Origin of the sequence: Streptomyces sp. SID8374 (assembly GCF_009865135.1) — a bacterium.
GTDB lineage: Bacteria > Actinomycetota > Actinomycetes > Streptomycetales > Streptomycetaceae > Streptomyces.
This window is the reverse complement of sequence record NZ_WWGH01000001.1, coordinates 1,678,378-1,698,807: the sequence shown is the minus strand read 5'-3', so window position 1 is coordinate 1,698,807 and position 20,430 is coordinate 1,678,378. Positions and strand designations below refer to the sequence as shown.

Genomic DNA, 20,430 nt, shown 5'->3' with positions numbered 1-20,430 from the left:
ATGGAGGGATGACGACGAACTCAGCCCGCGCCCGCTCGTTCGACGCGGTGGCCGCCTCCTATGCCGCCCACCGGCCCTCCTACCCGCCCGCCCTGCTGGACGCGGTCGAGGAGCTCTCCGGCCGCCCCCTGGCCGGAGCCCGGGTCGCGGACGTGGGGGCCGGGACCGGGATCGCCACCGCCCTGCTGGACGGCCGGGGCGCCAGGGTCACGGCGGTGGAGCCCGGTGACGGAATGGCCGGGCAGCTCCGCCGGGGGCTGCCGCACGTGCCCGTGGTGCGGGGTGACGGCAATCGACTCCCGCTGCGGACCGGGTCGCTGGACCTGATCACGTACGCCCAGTCCTGGCACTGGACCGACCCCGCCCGCTCGGTCCCCGAGGCGCGTCGCGTGCTGCGGCCGGGCGGGGCGCTCGCCCTGTGGTGGAACGACTCCGACCCGCGCGTGGCGTGGATCGGCGACCAGAAGCGACGGGTGCTGGACGCCTTCGGCGAGGGGCAGGAGGACCAGCACGTGGCGGCGTACGACCCCGACGCCCGGCTTCGGGCCGAGCTCCCCGCCGGGGTCGACTTCCGCACCCGGCAGGTGGAGTGGAGCCGGGAGGTGTCCCTCGACGTCCACCTCGCCAACCTCGCCAGCCATTCCATCTTCCTGGTCGCGGACCGGGCGGTGGCGGAGCCTGTGTTGGAGCGGGAACGCGAGCTTCTGGCTGCCGCGTTCCCCGGCGGCACGGTCCGGGAGGCCTATGTGACGAGCCTGGCCGTCACCCGTACCTGAGGCCGGTTTTGGGTGCAGGATGGGCCGATGGCGACAGAACCGGAATGGCGACGCGGAGCCGGCACCCGGGCCGCTGGCACCCTCCTGGCAGCACTGCTGCTCCTGAGCGGGTGCACCGCGGACGGCAAACAGAACACGGCCGACGGCGCCGGGAACGACCGTCCCTCGGCGCCGCCGACCGCGACGGGAACCCTGGAGCAGCTGGCCGAGAAGGCCGGCTGCGAACCCAACGTACAGACCGACGCCCAGGAGCTCCGGCAGGCCAACTGCAAGACGTCGACCGGGCGTTATGTGCTGACCACCTTCGCCACCGACCGCGGCCAGCGCGAGTGGATCAACGAGGCGAAGGACTACGGCGGTTCGTACCTCGTCGGCCGGCGCTGGGTCGCCGTCGGTGACGCGAAGGTGGTCGCGGTGCTGCGCGGCCGGCTCGGGGGGACGGTGGAGACCGCCTCGCCGCACCACTCGGGGGAGAGCGGTGGTGGGGGGAGCGAGGAAGGGCACTCCGGTCACCACGGGAGCTGACCGCGCAGGTCGAGGGGGACGGGCGTCACGGGGGCCGGTGCCGGTGCCGAATCACCGGCACCGGCCCTCTCGGTGCCGCAGGTGCCGGATCAGCGGCACCTGCGCCCGTCGTTGATGCACCGCACCATCTTCTTCATCAGCTGCTTGTCGAAGACGTTGATGAAGTCGCCGTGGTCGGTGATCGGCTTGTGGAGCTGCTCGGGGAAGGAGTCGACGGCGAACCCCGGCCCCGGCGGCACGTCGTACACGATCCGCTGGACGAGCTGCGGCACCGCCCGGAACCCGCTCGGGCAACGGCCGTTGGGCTGCGCGAACGCCACATGGGTGCGGTGGTTGGCACTGTCGGTGTTCTGCCCGTCCCAGCAGTTCTGGAAGGCGAACGTACGCACCACCTGACTGCCCTCGGGACAGATCGGGTACTTGTCCTTCAGCTGGCGGTCCTCGAAGCCGGTGCAGCTCCAGGAGGCGTTGGCGTTGGCGTCGCCGTTGGTGAACGCCTTCGCGTCCCCGGTGATGATCCGCAGGAAGCGCGGCATGGCCGTGACCCTGCCGACGGGGGAGCCGACGAACTTCAGGGTCACCTGGGACGGCGTCTGGATCTCGCCGACGTTCTGGTCCTTGCCGCCGCCGTCGTCGTTCACGTCGGCCGCGTTCTGCCCGTTCTGGAGGCGCAGCACGGGCCAGTAATAGGTCGACCGGTCGCCCTGGTTGCGGCAGGTGGTGGCGCCGTTCGCCAGATCGTCGTCGCTGGCGAAGGCGTCGTTGGCCTGGTTGCCGATGTAGTCGTGCATATGGTGCGCGCCGTTGCTCACGCCGGGCGCGACGATGACGTTGTCCGGGTTGAACTTCCCGTTCTCGTTACGGCCGCAGTCGGTGGTGAAGGTGCCCCGGGAGGCGCCGCGGCGCTGGCGGGGGCGCTGGACATTGGGCTGGACGGACTGGATGTCGACAAAATCGGACGGCTCGGGACCGTTGCCGCCCTGGCCCTGGCCTGGACCCTGACCGCCGTCGCCCGGTTGCTGGCCGTCGCCTTGGCCTTGGTTGCCACCCTGGCCCTGGTTGTCGCCTTGGCCCTGGTCATCGCCCTGGCCTTGATTCTGGCCCTGGTCCTGCCCTTGGCCGTTGTCCTGGCCGCCGTCGCCATTGCCGCCGTTGCCGCCGCCGCCCGTGTCGCCCGGGTTGCCGGAGGCGCTGTCGTCGGCGCGCAGGCTGCACGCGGCGAGACCTTCGATCCCCTGGGGCCGCTCTCCGACGCGCCCGATCGCGATGCCGATGCGGTCGAGACTCGCCGTCCGCTTGTTCCGCAACGGGCCGAGCACGGCGTTCTCGGCGAGCCCGGGATCCTGGGATATCTGCTCCTTCCGGTCGGCGAACTGGCGGTAGGCATCGGTGATCTGGGTATCCATCGCGGCGAGTTCGCGGTCGACCTCGGGGCGTGCCCGCTCGGGCACGTCGGGCAGTTCGTTACCGGCATCGGGACAGTCGATGGTGGACATCTGGCGACCCGCGTTCTGGGTCCGGGTGTCGGGCGCCGAACCGGACGGCCCTTCCCCCGCAGAGGCGTAGACATTGACCGCCACCAGCCCGCCCCCGCCCAGGATCAGGGCGGCGGAGGCGGCTATGGCCCGGTTGGCCAGGCTGGAGCGTTTCTTGCGGGACGTACGGGGTGTACGTGCTGTGCGTCGCATGGGACTCCTCTGCTTCGAGGGAGAAGCGTGACGTCCCATACGCGCGGACCCGGCGCCCTGTTCAGCCTCCCGGCCGATTCGTACGAAGCTCCAGCGGGAAAGCGCCCCGAATGCCCAACTGCCGTGCGAACAAGGTCAATGCGGCACCAACCGGCGCTCACCCCCGGTCCAGATAAGCAAGCACCGCCAGCACACGGCGGTTGTCGTCGTCCGAGGGCGGCAGGCCGAGCTTGCCGAAGATGTTCGACGTGTGCTTGGCGATCGCCCGTTCCGTGATCACCAGCTGAGCGGCGATCGCCGTGTTGGACCGGCCCTGGGCCACCAGCTCCATCACCTCCCGCTCGCGCGGGGTGAGGCCGCCCATCGGCTCGTCCTGCGAACGGCGCGACAGGAGCTGCGAGATCACCTGCGGGTCCATCGCTGTGCCGCCCGCCGCCACCCGTCGTACGGCGTCGATGAACTGGTCGGCGTCGAAGACCCGGTCCTTGAGCAGATAGCCGATGCCCCCGTTCCCGTCGGCCAGCAACTCCCGGGCGTACAGCTGCTCCACGTGCTGCGAGAGCACCAGCACCGGCAGTCCCGGCCGCGCCCGCCGGGCGGCCAGGGCGCATTGCAGGCCCTCGTCCGTGTGGGACGGTGGGAGCCGGACGTCGACGACCGCGACGTCCGGCTCCGACTCGGCCAGCGCCTTGGTCAGTTCGGGCCCGGTCTCCACCGCTGCGGCGATCTCGAACCCGTACGCCTCCAGCATGCGCACCAGCCCGTCGCGCAGCAGGAAGAGGTCTTCGGCTAGGACAACACGCAAGGCAGCTCCATGGTGACCATGGTGGGACCGCCCGCGGGGCTGCTGACGGCCAGGACGCCGTCGAATGTACCGAGCCGCCGTTCGACTCCGCTCAGCCCGGAGCCCGATCCGATCCGCGCACCGCCCCCGCCGTTGTCCGTCACGGAGATCCGGAGCATCCCGTCGCCGTGGTGCAGGTCCACCCAGATCCGGTCGCCCCCGGAGTGCTTCACCGCATTGGTCAGGACCTCGCTCACCGCGAAGTACGCCGCCGACTCCACCGCCGCCTCCGCCCGCCCCGGCAGCTCCACCGTCACCTCCGTGGCGACCGGCAGCCGCAGGGCCAGCGCCTTGACCGCGTCGCCCAGCCCCCGCTCGGCGAGGACCGGCGGGTGGATGCCCCGGACCAGGTCGCGCAGCTCGGTCAGCGCCTCCGCCGACGACTCCCGGGCCATCGCCAGCATCTTCTTCGCCTGCGCCGGGTCCTTCTCGATGAGCGCCTCGATCGTGCCCAGGTTCATCCCCATCGCGACCAGCCGCGCCTGCGCCCCGTCGTGCAGGTCCCTCTCGATGCGCCGCAGCTCGGAGGCGGCGGTGTCCACCGCCTCGTGCCGGGTCTCGGTGAGCCGGTCCACGCGCTGCGCCAGCGTCTGCTCCGGGGTGGGCGCCAGCAGCGGGCGGGCGATCACGAAGTGCAGCCGTAGCAGCGGCGCCGCGGCCTTCAGACCGACGGCGAGGACCACAGCCCCGAGCGCCAGTGCGGCCAGCCCCGTCGCCTGGCTGTCCACGGGCACGAACCCGTACCAGTACGGGCTGCCGTCCTGGAACACGCGCCACAGCCCCGCCGCCAGAACCAGCCCCTCGACCGGGTAGATCAGCAGAGCGGCGGCGAGTATCGCCACGACCGGGCCGACCGTCATGTCGACCAGCAGCCACTGGAGGTCCCGCCAGGTCGCCGGGTCCTTGAGCAGCAGCGTGGTCCGCTCCACCTGCCCGGTGACCCCCCGGCGCAGGTCCGGGGGGAACGGGCGGTACGGGACCGGAATCCGTACACCGGACCAGTCGGCCGCCCACAGCCGCCGCTGGTTCGCGTGGCGGCGCACCCCCTCCAGCACCAGCGGCGTGGTGAACACCCCGATGCCCAGCAGGATGAAGGTGATCGAGAGCACCGCGAGGACGAACAGGATGATGGAGACCGCCAGCCCGTAGACCGACAGGACGAGCCCTCGTCCCGCCGCCAGCATCGGCGGCCGTACCCGTGTCGCGAGTGCGTTCATGGTGCTCCCTCTCCCCTCACGGGACCCGAGCCGGCCCCCGTTCCGCTGCAAGTCTCGCCTCCGACCGCCCCGCGGCGGCAGCCGGTACGCCACCCACCCGGGGGTGTGGCTGGCACCACCCCCGACCCTCGTGCCGGCCCCTCGCGACCGGGGGGTCCGGCGGCTGGGGCGGACGGGCCCCCGGTTCCTAGATTCGAAGCGTTCCGACGGACGTACGTACGCGTCCGGCACTCATCTCTGGCATATCGAACATCTCTGTTATCTCTGACAATTTCTGGCATTTCTGGGGGCGACATCGCATGAAGCGCAACCGCGCGAGGCACAACCTCGCGGCACGCATCGGTGTGTGGAGCACACACCACCGCAAGACGGCCGTTCTCGGCTGGTTGCTCTTCGTCTTGCTCGCCGCGGGCATCGGCGGCGCGGCCGGCATGGTCGAGATGTCCGACGCGGAGAACGGGGCCGGCGACTCCGCCCGCGCCGAGCAGATCCTCCAGGACGCCGGTCTCGCCAAGCCCGCCGGCGAACTGGTCATGGTCTCCGCCCCCGCCCCCGGCGACTGGAAGGCGGCTGCCACAGCACTGACCGATGCCGTACGGGCGACCGGCGAGGTGCAGGACCTGGCCGCGCCCCTCCCCTCCGAGGACGGCAAGGACGCCCTGATCACCTTCGCGATGCGCGGCGACGCACGGACCGCCCCCGACCGGGTCCAGCCGGTGCTGGACGCCGTGGCGGCCGTGGCGAAGGACCACCCGGGCGTCGAGGTCCACCAGTTCGGCGAGGCCAGCGCGGGCAAGTGGCTGGGCGACCTGCTGGCCGACGACTTCCGGCGGGCCGAGTTCACCGCCGTACCGCTCGCCCTCGGCATCCTGCTCGTCGCCTTCGGCGCCGCCGTCGCCGCCCTCCTCCCGGTCGGCCTCGCCCTCACCGCGTGCCTGGCAGCCTTCGGCCTGCTCTCCCTCGCCAGCCACCAACTGCACCTGTTCCAGACGACGTACTCCGTGATGTTCCTGATGGGCTTCGCCGTCGGCGTCGACTACTGCCTCTTCTACCTGCGCCGCGAACGCGACGAGCGGGCGGCGGGCCGGGACGCCGAGACCGCCCTGCGGATCGCCGCCGCCACCAGCGGCCGGGCGGTGCTCGTCTCCGGGCTGACCGTGATGGTCGCGATGGGCGGCATGTTCCTCTCCGGGCTCCTGCTGTTCAAGGGCTTCGCCCTCGCCACGATCATCGTCGTCTTCATCGCCATGCTCGGCTCGGTGACCGTCCTGCCCGCGCTGCTCTCCTGGCTCGGCGACCGCGTCGACGCGGGCCGCATCCCGTTCCTCAACCGCCGCGCCCGCCACACCTCCCCGGGCAGCGGCCGCATCGTGGGCCGGGTCCTCGGCCCCGTCCTCGCCCGCCCCCGCCTCTTCGCCGTCGCCGCCACCGTCCTCCTCCTCGGCCTGGCCGCTCCCGCGCTCGGCATGAAGACCGAAACCCTGGGCCTGGAGGAGCAGTTCGGCTCCGACTCACAGCTCTCCGTCGCCCACCGCACCATCACCGGGAGCTTCCCCGGCGGCCCGGCCCCCGCCCTGGTCGTCGTCGAGGCGGCCGACATCACGGCCCCGGACATCGGCAAGGCCTTCGCGGGCTTCGAGAACGTCACCGTCCACCGCGCCGCCAACGTCGCCGAGATCGAGGTCCCCCTCCCGGACGGCACCGCCGGCCTCACCGAACTGCGCGAGCGGCGGCTGCCCGCCGCCTTCGACGGGACGGGAGCGCGGGCGTACGTCACCGGGGAGACCGCCGGGTCCGTCGACTTCAACGACCAGCTGCGGCGCGGCATCGCCCCGGTCTTCGCGTTCATCACCGCGGTGACGTTCCTGCTGATGCTGTTCTGCTTCCGGTCGTACGTCATCGCCGTCACCTCCATCGTCCTCAACCTGCTCTCCGTGGCCGCCGCCTACGGGGTGATGACCGCCGTCTTCCAGCGCGGCTGGGGCGCCTCGCTGATCGGTTCGGAGGGGGTCGGCGCGATCGAGGCGTGGATGCCGCTCTTCGTCCTGGTGGTCCTGTTCGGCCTCTCCATGGACTACCACGTGTTCGTGGTCTCCCGGATCCGTGAGGCCCGAGGCGAGGGCCTGGACAACCGGGCGGCGATCGCCACCGGCATCCGCCGCACGGCCGGGGCGGTCACCGGGGCGGCCGCGATCATGGTGGCGGTCTTCGCGGTGTTCGGGACGCTCTCCATGCAGGACATGCAGCAGATGGGCGTCGGCCTCGCCGTGGCGGTGCTGCTGGACGCCACCGTCGTGCGGATGGTGCTGCTGCCCTCCGTGATGCTGCTCCTCGGCGAGCGCAACTGGCGTACGCCGAAGGGCCTTTCCCGGCTGCCGAGCCTGGAGGGCGACGAGCCGGCCCCGCGCGTGGACGCCACCCCCGTACGTCAGAAGGTGTGACACACGGGGGCGGCCCCGGGCCACGGTGCGGAACCGTGGTCCGGGGCCGCCGGACGTGCGGGGCGATCGGGCCGGTCAGGGCGTGTACTTGTACCCCACCCGGCGGACCGTCTGGATCGAACGCCGGTGCTCCGCACCGAGCTTGCGGCGCAGCCGGGCGACATGGACGTCGACGGTGCGCCCGTCGCCCACGTGCCCGTACCCCCACACCGTCGTCACCAGCTGGTCGCGGGTGTGCACCCGGTGCGGGTGCGCCACCAGGTGGGCCAGCAGCTCGAACTCCAGGTACGTGAGGTCGAGGGTGACCCCGTCGACGGAGGCCGTACGCCGCGTCGAGTCGATCCGGACCGGGCCGGGCGACGGCGCCTCCTCGACCGGCTCCGGCGCCAACTGCTGGCCGAAGGGCGCGCGGCCCTGCCGGTCGGGCTGGCGGGTGTGCTGGGAGGCCTGCTGGGAGGCGGCGACCGCACCGGCGAGCGCGGGCTGCTGGTCGGCCGGGACGAGCACCAGGTAACCGATCATCGGCGGCTGGCCCGGCAGGGCGGGAAGCGTGTGCTGGGGAGCGGGCAGCCAGGTCGCGCCCGGCGGCAGGAAGTCGGCCACGTCGGAGAGCCGGGCGACCTCGTCACGGTCGACGGCGCGCAGGCGGTGCCGGTTGGGGGAGAGGGAGCGGGCGGTGGGGTTGGCCGCAGCGGGCGCCGGGGAGGCTGCGGTGGCAGCGGAAGCGGCGGAGAAAGTACGAGTGTTCGCCATGGAGGGTCAGCTCTTTCGCGCGAGGAGTCGTCGAGGACGGACTTACGTCGTGCGCGCGGACCGAAGGCCGGGGTGAGCGGCTTTAGAGGGCCTGCGCGTTCCACGCGCGGCAACACACCCGGTCGAAATCATGGTGCTGACGGGAAGGCCAGAACGGCTCGAGGTCGCTGCGACCCGACGCGATGTACTGGAAGCTGGCCATGGCTCCATTGAAGCAGACATTGCGGCAATGCATCAGACTCCTCTCACCCGTCGATACGGACTCTTGGCGTTACCTTCCTCACGCTGCGCTTTTTCTTGCTCACTTTTCCTTCCTCCGGTCTCGAACGAGCGGGGAACGAGTAAGGGAACGAGTGGGGAAAGGACAAGGGGAGGGGCCCGCCGGCGAACCGGCGGGCCCCTCCCCGTATGCGTCCTGGTGCCGGGATCAGACCTGGTCGGCCTTCTCCAGCGCGGTGCAGCAGGTGTCGACGATCAGCCGCGTGACGACGTACGGGTCGACGTTGGCGTTGGGACGGCGGTCCTCGATGTAGCCCTTCTGGTCCTGCTCCACCTGCCAGGGGATACGGACCGAGGCGCCGCGGTTGGAGACGCCGTAGCTGTACTCGTTCCACGGGGCGGTCTCGTGCAGGCCGGTGAGCCGGTCGTCGATGCCCGCGCCGTAGTTCTTCACGTGGTCCAGCGGCTTGGAGCCCTCACCCAGCGACTCGCAGGCGGTGATGATCGCCTCGTACCCCTCGCGCATCGCCCTGGTGGAGAAGTTGGTGTGCGCGCCCGCGCCGTTCCAGTCGCCCTTGACCGGCTTCGGGTCCAGCGTCGCGGAGACGTTGAAGTCCTCGGCGGTGCGGTAGAGCAGCCAACGGGCCACCCACAGCTGGTCGGAGACGTCCAGCGGGGAGAGCGGGCCCACCTGGAACTCCCACTGACCGGGCATGACCTCGGCGTTGATGCCGGAGATCCCGAGCCCGGCGGCCAGGCAGTTGTCGAGGTGCTTCTCCACGATCTGGCGGCCGAAGATCTCGTCCGCGCCGACCCCGCAGTAGTAGCCGCCCTGCGCGGCCGGGAAGCCGCCCTCGGGGAAGCCGAGCGGCCGGTGGCCGTCGAAGAACGTGTACTCCTGCTCGATGCCGAAGATCGGGGCCTGGCCCGCGAACTGCTCGGCGACCGGACGCAGCGCGGCCCGGGTGTTGGACTCGTGCGGCGTCATGTCGATGTTGAAGACCTCGCACAGCACGAGGACGTCGTCGCCGCCGCGGATCGGGTCCGGACAGGTGAAGACGGGCTTCAGCACGCGGTCGGAGGCGTGGCCCTCGGCCTGGTTGGTGCTGGAACCGTCGAATCCCCAGATCGGGAGATCCGCCACGTCGCCCGACGGCGTGCCGTCCATGATCTTCGTCTTGGAGCGAAGCTTGGCGGTCGGCTCGGTGCCGTCTATCCAGATGTACTCAGCCTTGAACGTCACGGACGCCATCCTTTGCGGGTGCAGCGGTCTATGCCGCGCAGCTTGGCAAGGTGCGATTTCCCGTCCGTTGCCCGAGTGTGAACCCCGTGTTACCGAGGCTTCCTGCGTTAAAAGGGCGCCTTGTCGGGACTCGTCCCGCAAGGGTTTGCACTGTAGGTACGCGTCCCGCAGAGGTTCACCCTGTAGGTACGCGTCATACGTTGCCCTTGAGGAGCTCCGAGAACCCGGCGGCGCGGATCCGCCGCACCAGCTCCTCCCGGCTTGACCCCAGCGTCGCGGCCGCCCGGGACAGCTCCCACTCCGCGCCCGCGAGGACGTGCAGCAGATAGCCGCGCCGGATCTGGGCGTCGGAGAGCCGGAACGTCTTGAGGTAGGCGACCTGTCCCTTGTGGTCGGTGATCGTCTCCCCGATGTGCTGACCGCCGCCGTCCCGGACGAACGGCGGCAGGAACCGCCACAGCGTGAACGACCCCATCCGGTACACCCGGTCGAACCCGTACGAGGAGTCCAGCAGCTCCCGCGCGAACAGCGCCTCGTGCGCCTCCTCCCACGCCCGCTCCTGCCCGCGCGCCGCCGCCCGGAGATCGGCGAGCGTACGGATGTGCGCCCCGTCCCCGAGGCGTGCCCCGAACTCCGCGACCGGGGCCCCGTACAGCGCGTACTGGTGCACCAGTTCCCCGTACAGGTCCTCCACCAGCGAGGCGTGCAGCAGCCGGTAGTCCTCCGGGTGCGGCACCACGAAGGCGGCGGCGAGCGCGTCGGCGACGTACACCATCACCCCGCACTGGTCCGGGTGGATCTCGAAGATCCGCAGCGCGTCCCCGAGCCCCCGCACCGACCACCCGAGGTACGCGTCCTCCGCGCGCGGCGACAGCCCGTCGCGCAGCGCCCGCCGCGACCACTCCTCCCAGGCGGTCGACGGTCCGCCGAAGTGCAGTGCGAGGTAGCCCTCCAGAGCCAGGTGGAGCGGCAGGAACCGGAGCCGGTCGCCGGGGCGGCGCTTGGCCATGCGGTGGAGGGGCGGGCGCGGCAGCCGAAGGGTACGGGGCGCGTCCGGCCCGCCGAACTGGGTGCCGTACGCGGCCGACTGCCCGCCCTGCCCTTCGGCGCCCTCCCCGTCCCCGGACCAGTCGGCGACCAGCCCGTGCGGGATGTAGGAGACGTACCGCGTACGGGGCCCGACCTCGACGGCCCCCGCCCCGAGCCGCTCGTACACCTCCCGGTGCAGCCGGAGCCCGTCCACCGGGGCCTCACGCACCAGCGGTACGAGCCGGACGCCGCCCCACACCTGCGAGGGCCGGGTGGTGAGCCCGGTCAGCTCCAGCCGGTTCACGAGACTGCCTCCTCCTCTTCCTGCTTTTCCTGTCGGTGGCCCTCTCCCAGGAAGAGGGCCACGCGCCGGTCCAGATACGCGTGCAGCTCCGCCGCCCCGGTCCGGCCTTCCGCGAACCGGGCGATCTCCACCAGCGCGGGCAGATCCTCCGCGTCCCGGATCCCGGCCGTCGGAACCCCCGCCGCGAGCCGCCGCACATCGAAACCGCCCGCGTCGTATACGGGGTTGACGTGCACCACCGCCGTCCGCCGCCCCGGATCCAGCCGCGAGCGCCACACCCGCAGCACCTCGCCCGCCAGCCCCGCCGGGGCGTTGTCCCAGCCGTCCGAAACGATCACCAGCCGGTCCGGGGCCGCACCACCCTGCCCGGGCTCCAGCGCGTCCAGGACCCGCATCCCCAGCGGGGTCGGCCCCCACGGACGTACGAGCAGGGCATCGCCCCGGCCCGAGGTCCACAGCCCCCGGTACGCGCCCGGCGCGGCGAGCACCTCCAGCAGGTGATGGCAGGCCAGGGCCACGGCGAGCGGCCGGCGCCGCTTCTGCCCCGACCCGGACGAGGAGAAGCTGTCGTCCAGCACCGCGTGCACCCGGCCCCAGCTCCCGGCGTGCCGGCCCGCGGCCCGGCGGGCGGCGGTGCGCAGGGCACCGGTCAGCTCGGTACGGCGGGCGACCCGTTCCTCGAAGGGGAGCGCGAGGACGTACAGGGCCAGCCGGGTCAGCGGCATCACGGTCAGATCGACGTCCGGTCGGCGGTCGCCCACCGCCCGCTGCTCCAGGGTCCGCAGCCGCTCCAGCCGGGTCATCCGGGGCGCGGCCCGCTTCAGGAACGCCTCGCGCTTCATCCCGTGCCGGGCCGCGAACCCCTCCGCCACGGTGAACGGCAGCTCGGCCACGGCCCCCTGCTCGTAGTGCGCGCGCCGCCACGCGTCCAGCAGCGGGTGCTCGTACCGCGGCAGCTTCCCCGGCCGGAACAGGAACGCCCCGACCTCCGCCCCGGCCCCTTCGGCGCAGCGCAGATGGATGTGCCGGGCGGCCGTCTTCACCCCGCTGCGGTACTTCACCGCGTCGTGCCCCAGGTCCGGCCGGGCCGCCAGCCAGTTCCGCATGATCGCCCGGGTACGCCGGTTGTTGATCCCGGCCCGGCGCACCTCGCCGAAGAGCCGGTAGACCCGCTGCGGAGGCAGCAGCGCCAGCCGGGCGGCGATGAGCCGGCCCTCGGTGCGCCGCTCATCGGCGCTCGCCTCACCGGCGGTCTCCAGGAGGCCGAGCACGATACGGGCGGCGTTGTGGTCGTTGATGTCGAGGGCCAGCGAAGCGGCGTACACACGGCGGTAATTGACCCGGACGTACGTATGCAGGAAGTCCAGCGAGAGTTGCTGATCGAGGGCGCCCGAACGGAACTCGCGCTGTCCGGTCGCGGTGATCGCCGCATTCGCGAAGAGCAGGACGTCTTCGGCGGCGACGAGATCGGCAAGGGTCTCGCGGAGATCGGCAAGGGGCTCGGGCGGCGTGTTCATGGACTTCCCCCGGTGAGGACTGCGGATGCCGGCCGGGGAATGGAGGCGCGAACAACGAAATCATCGCTTCACAGGCAAGTCTCGGAAGTCGCAGCCGAAGTCCCGCGGCCGGCCCCGAAAACGTAACGGCCCACGCCCGCCCCGCGCCACCACATTCCGCCGCCCTGGGTCCGGGCACCCCCACACCCGGCACTCGCCCCCGGCACCAGGCACTCCGGCCCCCGCACCGGGCACACTGACCCCCATGACGACACCCGCCGACACCACCAGCCCCAACAGCTCCACCAGCCCCACCCCCACCCCCCTGCGCATCGGCCTCCTCGGTACCGGCCCCTGGGCGCGCAACACGCAGGCCCCAGCGCTCGCCGCCCACCCCGGCGTCGAGTTGAGCGGGGTGTGGGGCCGGCGCGCCGAGGCGGCGGAGGCCCTGGCCGCCGCCCACGGGACCCGGGCGTACACGGGGGAGGCCGGGATCGACGAGCTCCTGGAGACGAGCGACGCGGTGGCCTTCGCGCTGCCGCCGGACATCCAGGCGCCGCTCGCGGTCCGGGCGGCGGAGGCGGGCTGTCACCTCCTGATGGACAAGCCGGTCGCCACGACGGTGGAGGGGGCCCGCGCGGTCGCGGAGGCGGCGGCGAAGGCAGGGGTGGCCTCCGTCGTCTTCTGCACGCTCCGCTTCGCGCCCGAGACCGCCGCGTGGATCGCCGAACAGGCGGCGGTGGACGGCTGGTTCACCGCCCGCGCCCAGTGGCTCGGCTCGCTCTACGCCGAGGGGTCCACCAGCGAGTACGCGGACTCCCCGTGGCGGCGCGAGAAGGGCGGCCTGTGGGACGTCGGCCCGCACGCGCTGTCGGTGCTGATCCCGGTGCTGGGGGAGGTCACCGAGCTGACCGCCGCGCGCGGCCCCGCCGACACCACGCACCTGATCCTGCGCCACACCTCCGGCGCCTCCAGCACGGTGACCCTCGGCCTGAGCGCCCCGCCGGCCGCGGCGGGCATGGACATCGAGGTGCGGGGCGAGCACGGGACGGCCGCGATCCCGGGCTGGGACGGCGCGGAGGCGGCGTTCCGGGGAGCGGTGGACGCGCTGTCCGAAGCGGTACGTACGGGGGTGCCGCACCCCTGCGACGCCCGCTTCGGCCTCCGGCTGACGGAGCTGCTGGCGGAGGCGGAGAGCCAGGCGGCGACCGCCCGGTGACCGGGGGCTCGGCCGGGCCCGGATGACGGCACGAGCGATCGGTGGCCGGGGGCTCGGCCGGGCGCGAGCGACGGCACGAGCGATCGGTGGCCGGGGGCTCGGCCGGGCGCGAGCGGTGGGCACGAGCGTACGGTGACCGGGGGCTGGGCCGGGCGCGTGCGATGGGCACGGGCGGCCGGTGACCGGGGCTCGGCCCGGCGCGGGCGACGGCACGAGCGGCCTGACCGGCCCGGTCCGGTGCGGGCGGCGACCGCCCGGCACCCGGGATGGCTCACCCCGGCGGCGGAAGGGCCCGGCACAGGGCCTCCAACGCCTCCGGGTAGGCGTGTTCGGCGGGGGTGGCGTACCCCACGACGAGCCCGTCCCGCTCGCCCTCCGCCCGCGCTGCCCGCTCCGCCCCCGGATGCCGGTAGTCGGCGAGCCCCTCCACCGCGAGCCCCTGCCAGGCCGCCGCCCGCACCACCGACCGCTCGGTGCCGGGCGGCAGCTCCACCACCGCGTGCAGCCCCGCCGCGATCCCGGTGACCCGGACGTGCGGCGCCCGCTGCTCCAGCGCCGCCACCAACTGGTCCCGGCGCCGCCGGTGGCGCTGCCGCATCCGGCGTACATGACGGTCGTACGCCCCCGAGTCGACGAAGTCCGCGAGCGTGAGCTGATCGGTGGCGCCGGAGAACTGCTCGCGCTCGCCCTTCGTCGCGACGACAGGCGCCACCAGCCGCTCGGGCAGCACCATCCAGCCGATCCGCAGGGCGGGGGAGAGGCTCTTGCTCACCGACCCCAGCAGCACCACATGCTCGGGATCGAGTCCTTGAACGGCCCCCACGGGCTGCCGGTCGTAGCGGAACTCCCCGTCGTAGTCGTCCTCCACGACGAGCCCGCCCGTGGACCGCGCCCAGTCGACCACCGCCGCCCGCCGCGCCGGGTGCAGGGGCCCGCCGGTCGGGAACTGGTGGGCGGGCGTGAGGAGTACGGCCCGGTCGTGGCGGGTCAGCTCATCGACCCGGGCCCCGTCCCGGTCGACACCCACCGGCCGGGTGCCGACACCGTGCGAGGCGAGCAGCTCGCGGTGGAACGGCAGCCCGTACGCCTCCGCCGCCCACGGGCCGCCCACCACCTCCGCCAGGAGCCGCAGCCCGTGCGCGGCGCCCGAGCAGAGGACGATGCGCTCCGGGGAGGCCCGCACCCCGCGCACCCGGGCCAGATAGCCGGCCAGCGCCTGCCGCAGCTCGGGCCGCCCGTGCGGATCGCCGGGCCCGAACGCGTCGTTGGGGGCGGCGGTGAGCGCCCGCCGGGCGGAGGCCAGCCAGGCGGTGCGCGGGAAAGCGGCGGGGTCCGGCTGCCCCTGGACCAGGTCGTGGACGGGGCGGGAGGGGCGTTCCGGGGTGCGGGGGCGGTGGGCCGGAGTGACGGGCGCGGCGCGCTCGGCGACCCGGGTGCCGGAGCCCTGGCGGGCGGCGAGCCAGCCCTCCGCGACCAGCTCCGCGTAGGCGTCGGCGACGGTGTTACGGGCGAGCCCGAGGTCGGCGGCGAGCGAACGGTACGGCGGCAGCCGCGTACCCGGGGAGAGCCGCCCGCTGCGCACGGCCTCGCGGAGGGCGCCCATCAGGACGGCCCGGCGGTTCCCCGTACCGGAGAGCTCCAACGGCAGATCACTGCCCAGGATCTCCGCCGAATTGACCCACGATTCAGCCATCGGAATGCACCCCACAACCGGTCGCCTGCGCCCATAGATTCGTACCCATGACGACGACGGAGATCAAGCCGCAGAACCGCACCGCCACCCCCGCCCCCACCGCCCGGCTCAATTTCGCGAAGGCCGCCCCGAGGGTGTTCCGGGCGGTGATCGGCCTGGACGCGGCGGCCCGCGAGGACCTGGACCCCACGCTGGTGGAGCTGGTCCAGATCCGCTCCTCGCACCTGAACCACTGCGCGTACTGCCTCCACATGCACACGACGGACGCGCGGAAGGCGGGGGAGAGCGAGGAGCGGCTGCACATGGTGGCGGTCTGGCGGGAGGCGCCCCACTTCTTCACGGAACGGGAACAGGCGGCCCTGGCCCTGACGGACGCGGTCACGCGAATCGGTGACGCCGGGGTCCCGGACGCGATCTACGCCAGAGCGGCGGACCACTTCGCCGAGCAGGAACTGGCCCAGCTCCTCGCCCTGATCCTCACGATCAACACCTGGAACCGCATAGCCCTCGCCACGGCGAAGCGAGCGGGCACGGACGAACGCTGAAAACCGGTCTTACCGCCCCAAAGCATCCCGCACGGCTTCCTCACTCCGCGCCACAACAGCCGTACCGTCATCGGCGGTGATGATGGGCCGCTGGATCAGCTTGGGGTGCTCGGACAGGGCGGTGACCCACCGCTCCCGCGAACCGGCGTCCCGCGGCCACTCCTTGAGCCCGAGCTCCTTGGCCACCGCCTCCTGCGTCCGCGTGATGTCCCACGGCTCAAGGCCGAGCCGGTCGAGAACGGCCCGGATCTCCTCGGGCGAGGGCACGTCCTCCAGGTAGCGCCGGACGGTGTAGTCGGCCCCTTCGGCGTCCAGCAGACTGACCGCGCTACGGCACTTGGAACAGGCCGGATTGATCCAGATCTCCATGGGGCCAAGGTTACGCGAGGGACTGCCGAAAACGCCTCTGGCCAGGGGCGATTGTCAGTGGGGGGCAGTAAAATGGAGGGAGTTCGTGAGGGTTCCACCACCCTGCCAGGAGGATGCCGATGGCCGTTGCCGCAGCCACGACCGAGCCGCTCGACCGACAGCTCCCGATGCCCTTCCACCCGCCGCTTCCCACCCCGCCGACGAAGAAGCGCCTGCCCGCGGGCCGCCCCCGCGAGTGGTACGTGTCGCACAACCGCCGCCTCAAGGCCATGCGCCTCGCGATCGCCCTGCTGGACAGCGGGGTCTACCAGCCGGCCAGCGCCGGAAACCACAAGATACGGACCACCGCCGAACGCCTGGGCATGCACCCGCCGTCCGACACCACCTGCCGCATGGTCCGCGCCCTGATCCGCTACGGCCGCTGACAGCGCTGTGCCCCCGGTTCCGAACGGTCCGGGGGGCACAGTCATGCCTACGCGCCCGCCGGGGCCACCCCGGCTGCCTGGGCTGCCGCCTGGCGGGCCGGAGGGCGCGGTCGCCCGAAAAGGCGCCGAACACGGTGCCGGTCGCCTCTACTGTGACCGGATGACGACCGAGGCGACCACGCCGAACAACGGACCCGGACATGGACCCGGGGGAGCGCGATGAGCGACCTGTGGACCGGCGAGCGGATACGCCTCCGAGGCATCGAACCCGCCGACTGGGAGGGCTTCCCCGCCCTGGCCCTGCACACCGTGGACACCCGCAACGCCGACGTGGTCGACCCTCCGCGCTCCGACGAGAGCTTCCGCGCCTGGGCCACCGAACGCGCCGCCCGCACCCCGAACCCCGCCGCGTACCACCTGGTCATCGAGACCCGCTTCGAGCACGCCTTCAACGACGCTTCCCTGGCCCTGTACCGCAGCCTCGGCTTCACGGAGGAGGGCCGCCTGCGCCAACACGAGTTCTTCGCGGGCGCCCACCACGACGTGGTCCTGCTGGGCATCACGGCGGACGAGTGGTGGGCAGGACGGGCGCGGCCTTCGTTGCGGTGAGGGTGGGCCGGCTTCCGGTCGCCCGAGGCCTGCACGAGCGAGGGCCGCCACCCCCGGAAGGAGGTGGCGGCCCTCGGTGCCTCAGGCATCAGGAGTCAGGCGCTCAGCGAGCGCGACCCGCGGCTTAGATGTCGAAGTACAGCTCGAACTCGTGCGGGTGCGGGCGCAGCTGGATCGGGGCGATCTCGTTCGTGCGCTTGTAGTCGATCCACGTCTCGATCAGGTCGGACGTGAAGACGCCGCCCGCCTGGAGGTATTCGTTGTCCGCCTCCAGGGCCTCCAGCACGGCCGGGAGGGACGTCGGGACCTGCTGGACGTTGGCGTGCTCCTCGGGAGCCAGCTCGTAGAGGTCCTTGTCGATCGGCTCGGCCGGCTCGATCTTGTTCTTGACGCCGTCCAGGCCCGCCATCAGCAGCGCGGAGAACGCGAGGTACGGGTTGGAGGACGGGTCCGGGGCGCGGAACTCGACGCGCTTGGCCTTCGGGTTCGAGCCGGTGATCGGGATGCGCATCGCGGCGGAGCGGTTGCGCTGCGAGTACACCATGTTGACCGGGGCCTCGAAGCCGGGGACCAGGCGGTGGTACGAGTTCACCGTCGGGTTGGTGAACGCCAGCAGCGACGGGGCGTGCTTCAGGATGCCGCCGATGTAGTAGCGCGCCATGTCCGACAGGCCGGCGTAACCCTGCTCGTCGTAGAAGAGCGGCGTGCCGCCCTGCCACAGCGACTGGTGCACGTGCATGCCCGAGCCGTTGTCGCCGAAGATCGGCTTCGGCATGAAGGTCGCGGTCTTGCCGTTGCGCCAGGCGACGTTCTTCACGATGTACTTGAAGAGCATCAGGTCGTCGGCCGCGGCGAGCAGCGTGTTGAACTTGTAGTTGATCTCGGCCTGGCCGGCGGTGCCGACCTCGTGGTGCTGGCGCTCGACCTGGAGGCCGTTCTTGTCCAGCTCCAGGGAGATCTCGGCACGCAGGTCGGCGAAGTGGTCCACCGGCGGGACCGGGAAGTAGCCGCCCTTGTAGCGGACCTTGTAGCCGCGGTTGTTCTCCTCCGACCCGGTGTTCCAGGCGCCGGCCTCGGAGTCGATGTGGTAGAAGCTCTCGTTCGCCGACGTCTGGAAACGGACGTTGTCGAAGACGTAGAACTCGGCCTCCGGGCCGAAGTACGCGGTGTCCGCGAAGCCGGTCGAGGCGAGGTAGGCCTCGGCCTTCTTGGCGATGTTGCGCGGGTCACGGCTGTACTGCTCGCCCGTGATCGGGTCGTGGATGAAGAAGTTGATGTTGACGGTCTTGTCGCGGCGGAAGGGGTCCACCCGAGCCGTCGACAGGTCCGCGCGCAGCGCCATGTCGGACTCGTGGATCGCCTGGAAACCGCGGATCGACGAGCCGTCGAAGGCGAGTTCCTCGGCCGGGTCGAAGGTCGCTGCCGGGATCGTGAAGTGCTGCATCACCCCGGGCAGGTCGCAGAACCGGACATCGATGAACTTGACGTCGTTGTCCGCTACGTACTTCTGCACTTCGTCGGCGTTCTGGAACATCCAACTCCTCCTACTCCCGGCCCGGGAGGGACGGGGTTGTAGCTCGTGGTGCGGCCAGTGCGGTGGCACACGCTGGACCCGACCATAGGCAGGCGTGATTTCTCAAGCATGACCCATTTGTTTCGCCCAAGTTAACCGGGGCGAGGGTGGGCGGCATCTCAGCGGCTGTCTCCGCGCGGCTGTTTCCGTGCCCCGCCCGGTCGGGCCCAAACCTGGGCGCAGTACCGTGGACGGGTGGACAACAGGCAAGCAATCGGATCGTGGCTCTCGGGGCCCCGCGCGGCCGCCGAAGAGATGGGTGCCGACTTCGGCTACCGCGGCAAGCGGCTCGGGCTGCCCGAGGAGGGGCCGGGGGCCATCGCCCCGCTCGGCCGCCGTTTCGGCGCCATCTTCATCGACTGGTCGGTCTGCATGGTGATCGCATACGGGCTGCTCGCTCGCGGTGACCAGCAGGCGGCGGGGAACTGGGCGCTCGGCGTCTTCCTCCTCATGAGCGCCCTCACCGTCGGCACCATCGGCTGCACCCCCGGCAAGCGCCTCCTCGGGCTGCGCGTGGTCTCCGAGGACGGCGGCCGCCTCGGCTTCGGGCGCGTTCTCGTACGTACCGTCCTGCTCCTGCTCGTCATTCCCGCCCTCGTCTGGGACCGCGACGGGCGCGGCCTCCACGACCGCCTCGGCCGCGCCGTACAGGTTCGGATGTAGACGCCCGTACACCCGCAGAACGCGGCGGCCCCGGACCATTCCTCGGTCCGGGGCCGTCCTGCGTACGCGTGCTCAGCGCATCTTTCCGCCGCGCGGCATCCGCATGCCCTTCGGCATCGGGCCCTTCGGCAGCGGCATGTTGCTCATCAGGTCGCCCATCGCGCGCAGCCGGTCGTTGGTGGTGGTCACCTGGGGGCCGGTCAGGACGCGGGGGAGCTTCAGCATCTTGGTGCGGACCTTCTTCAGGGGCACCTGGCCCTCGCCGTTGCCGACGATGATGTCGTGGACCGGGACGTCCACCACGATGCGGGCCATCTTCTTCTTCTCGGCCGCCAGGAGGCCCTTCACCCGGTTCGGGTTGCCCTCGGCGACCAGGACGATGCCGGCCTTGCCGACGGACCGGTGCACGACATCCTGGCTGCGGTTCATCGCCACAGCGGGGGTCGTGGTCCAGCCGCGTCCGATCCGGTCCAGGACGGCGGCCGCCGCACCGGGCTGGCCCTCCATCTGCCCGAAGGCCGCTCGTTCGGCACGTCGTCCGAAGATGATCGCCATCGCGAGGACGGCCAGGACGAAGCCCAGGATGCCCAGGTAGACCGGGTGGCCGATCACGAAGCCGATGCCGAGGAGGACACCGAACGTGGCGATTCCCACGCCCGCGACGATGAACCCGATCTTGCTGTCGGACCGCCTGGTCATCTTGTAGGTCAGGGCGATCTGCTTGAGCCGCCCTGCGTTCTCGGCGCTGTCCGCGCCTTCGGTTTTTGCCTTCCTCGCCATGTACCGAAGTTTACGTGGC

At 71.9% G+C, this 20,430-nt stretch carries 19 protein-coding genes; 8 read left to right on the top strand and 11 right to left on the bottom strand.

Translation table 11 applies throughout. The features are described 5' to 3' along the window. Positions 1-8 precede the first annotated feature (8 nt). On the top strand, positions 9-776 hold the full coding sequence (locus GTY67_RS07625; RefSeq protein ID WP_161278175.1) for a class I SAM-dependent methyltransferase: 768 nt from the start codon (positions 9-11) through the stop codon (positions 774-776). A gap of 27 nt (positions 777-803) precedes the next feature. Further along, complete coding sequence (locus tag GTY67_RS07620; protein WP_161278174.1) at positions 804-1,301, top strand: hypothetical protein; 498 nt, start codon at positions 804-806, stop codon at positions 1,299-1,301. An 89-nt stretch (positions 1,302-1,390) separates the two neighbouring features. Here GTY67_RS07620 and GTY67_RS07615 read toward each other — a convergent pair whose 3' ends face one another. From GTY67_RS07615 to GTY67_RS07605, 3 genes are all read right to left on the bottom strand, one after another. Beyond that, positions 1,391-2,989: a DUF1996 domain-containing protein gene (locus GTY67_RS07615; protein WP_161278173.1), complete on the bottom strand. Its 1,599-nt coding sequence runs from the start codon at positions 2,987-2,989 to the stop codon at positions 1,391-1,393. Between the two features lie 157 nt (positions 2,990-3,146). Next, complete coding sequence (locus GTY67_RS07610) at positions 3,147-3,794, bottom strand: response regulator transcription factor (RefSeq protein ID WP_093691766.1); 648 nt, start codon at positions 3,792-3,794, stop codon at positions 3,147-3,149. Continuing rightward, a complete protein-coding gene (locus GTY67_RS07605) occupies positions 3,779-5,050 on the bottom strand; it encodes a sensor histidine kinase (RefSeq protein ID WP_161278172.1) in 1,272 nt (423 codons plus the stop codon). Before GTY67_RS07605 ends, GTY67_RS07610 begins: the two co-directional genes overlap by 16 nt. 299 nt (positions 5,051-5,349) lie before the next feature. Here GTY67_RS07605 and GTY67_RS07600 point away from each other — a divergent pair, with 299 nt between their 5' ends. Next, positions 5,350-7,491: an MMPL family transporter gene (locus tag GTY67_RS07600; RefSeq protein ID WP_202461357.1), complete on the top strand. Its 2,142-nt coding sequence runs from the start codon at positions 5,350-5,352 to the stop codon at positions 7,489-7,491. A gap of 75 nt (positions 7,492-7,566) precedes the next feature. Here GTY67_RS07600 and GTY67_RS07595 read toward each other — a convergent pair whose 3' ends face one another. The 4 genes from GTY67_RS07595 to GTY67_RS07580 form a co-directional block, all read right to left on the bottom strand. After that, positions 7,567-8,244, bottom strand: coding sequence for a winged helix-turn-helix domain-containing protein (locus GTY67_RS07595; protein ID WP_093691762.1), 678 nt, complete (start codon positions 8,242-8,244; stop codon positions 7,567-7,569). A 427-nt stretch (positions 8,245-8,671) separates the two neighbouring features. Continuing rightward, a complete protein-coding gene (gene glnII, locus GTY67_RS07590) occupies positions 8,672-9,706 on the bottom strand; it encodes a glutamine synthetase (RefSeq protein WP_093691760.1) in 1,035 nt (344 codons plus the stop codon). Between the two features lie 193 nt (positions 9,707-9,899). Continuing rightward, a complete protein-coding gene (locus GTY67_RS07585) occupies positions 9,900-11,039 on the bottom strand; it encodes a hypothetical protein (protein ID WP_161278171.1) in 1,140 nt (379 codons plus the stop codon). Then, complete coding sequence (locus GTY67_RS07580; protein WP_161278170.1) at positions 11,036-12,556, bottom strand: hypothetical protein; 1,521 nt, start codon at positions 12,554-12,556, stop codon at positions 11,036-11,038. Before GTY67_RS07580 ends, GTY67_RS07585 begins: the two co-directional genes overlap by 4 nt. 244 nt (positions 12,557-12,800) lie before the next feature. Here GTY67_RS07580 and GTY67_RS07575 point away from each other — a divergent pair, with 244 nt between their 5' ends. Then, entirely contained in the window at positions 12,801-13,754 is a 954-nt protein-coding gene (locus GTY67_RS07575; protein WP_161278169.1) for a Gfo/Idh/MocA family oxidoreductase, read from the top strand. A gap of 271 nt (positions 13,755-14,025) precedes the next feature. Here GTY67_RS07575 and GTY67_RS07570 read toward each other — a convergent pair whose 3' ends face one another. Then, on the bottom strand, positions 14,026-15,447 hold the full coding sequence (locus tag GTY67_RS07570) for a PLP-dependent aminotransferase family protein (RefSeq protein WP_161278168.1): 1,422 nt from the start codon (positions 15,445-15,447) through the stop codon (positions 14,026-14,028). 47 nt (positions 15,448-15,494) lie between these two features. Here GTY67_RS07570 and GTY67_RS07565 point away from each other — a divergent pair, with 47 nt between their 5' ends. After that, complete coding sequence (locus tag GTY67_RS07565; protein ID WP_161278167.1) at positions 15,495-15,992, top strand: carboxymuconolactone decarboxylase family protein; 498 nt, start codon at positions 15,495-15,497, stop codon at positions 15,990-15,992. 9 nt (positions 15,993-16,001) lie between these two features. Here the strand turns inward: GTY67_RS07565 and GTY67_RS07560 are convergent, their stop codons facing one another. Further along, entirely contained in the window at positions 16,002-16,361 is a 360-nt protein-coding gene (locus tag GTY67_RS07560; protein ID WP_093686081.1) for an arsenate reductase family protein, read from the bottom strand. 119 nt (positions 16,362-16,480) lie between these two features. Between GTY67_RS07560 and GTY67_RS07555 the strand changes: the two genes are divergently transcribed. Both GTY67_RS07555 and GTY67_RS07550 read left to right on the top strand, forming a co-directional pair. Further along, positions 16,481-16,786 (top strand): hypothetical protein, encoded by a 306-nt coding sequence (locus GTY67_RS07555; RefSeq protein WP_161278166.1) that lies wholly within the window; start codon positions 16,481-16,483, stop codon positions 16,784-16,786. A 219-nt stretch (positions 16,787-17,005) separates the two neighbouring features. Beyond that, positions 17,006-17,395: a GNAT family protein gene (locus tag GTY67_RS07550; RefSeq protein ID WP_161278165.1), complete on the top strand. Its 390-nt coding sequence runs from the start codon at positions 17,006-17,008 to the stop codon at positions 17,393-17,395. Positions 17,396-17,519: 124 nt separating this feature from the next. On the opposite strand, the gene glnA is transcribed toward GTY67_RS07550, so the two are convergent. Then, entirely contained in the window at positions 17,520-18,929 is a 1,410-nt protein-coding gene (glnA, locus tag GTY67_RS07545) for a type I glutamate--ammonia ligase (RefSeq protein ID WP_161278164.1), read from the bottom strand. Between the two features lie 294 nt (positions 18,930-19,223). Between glnA and GTY67_RS07540 the strand changes: the two genes are divergently transcribed. Beyond that, positions 19,224-19,631, top strand: coding sequence for an RDD family protein (locus GTY67_RS07540; protein WP_176727340.1), 408 nt, complete (start codon positions 19,224-19,226; stop codon positions 19,629-19,631). A 72-nt stretch (positions 19,632-19,703) separates the two neighbouring features. Here GTY67_RS07540 and GTY67_RS07535 read toward each other — a convergent pair whose 3' ends face one another. Continuing rightward, positions 19,704-20,411, bottom strand: coding sequence for a DUF4191 domain-containing protein (locus GTY67_RS07535; protein ID WP_030564325.1), 708 nt, complete (start codon positions 20,409-20,411; stop codon positions 19,704-19,706). Between the last annotated feature and the right edge of the window lie 19 nt (positions 20,412-20,430).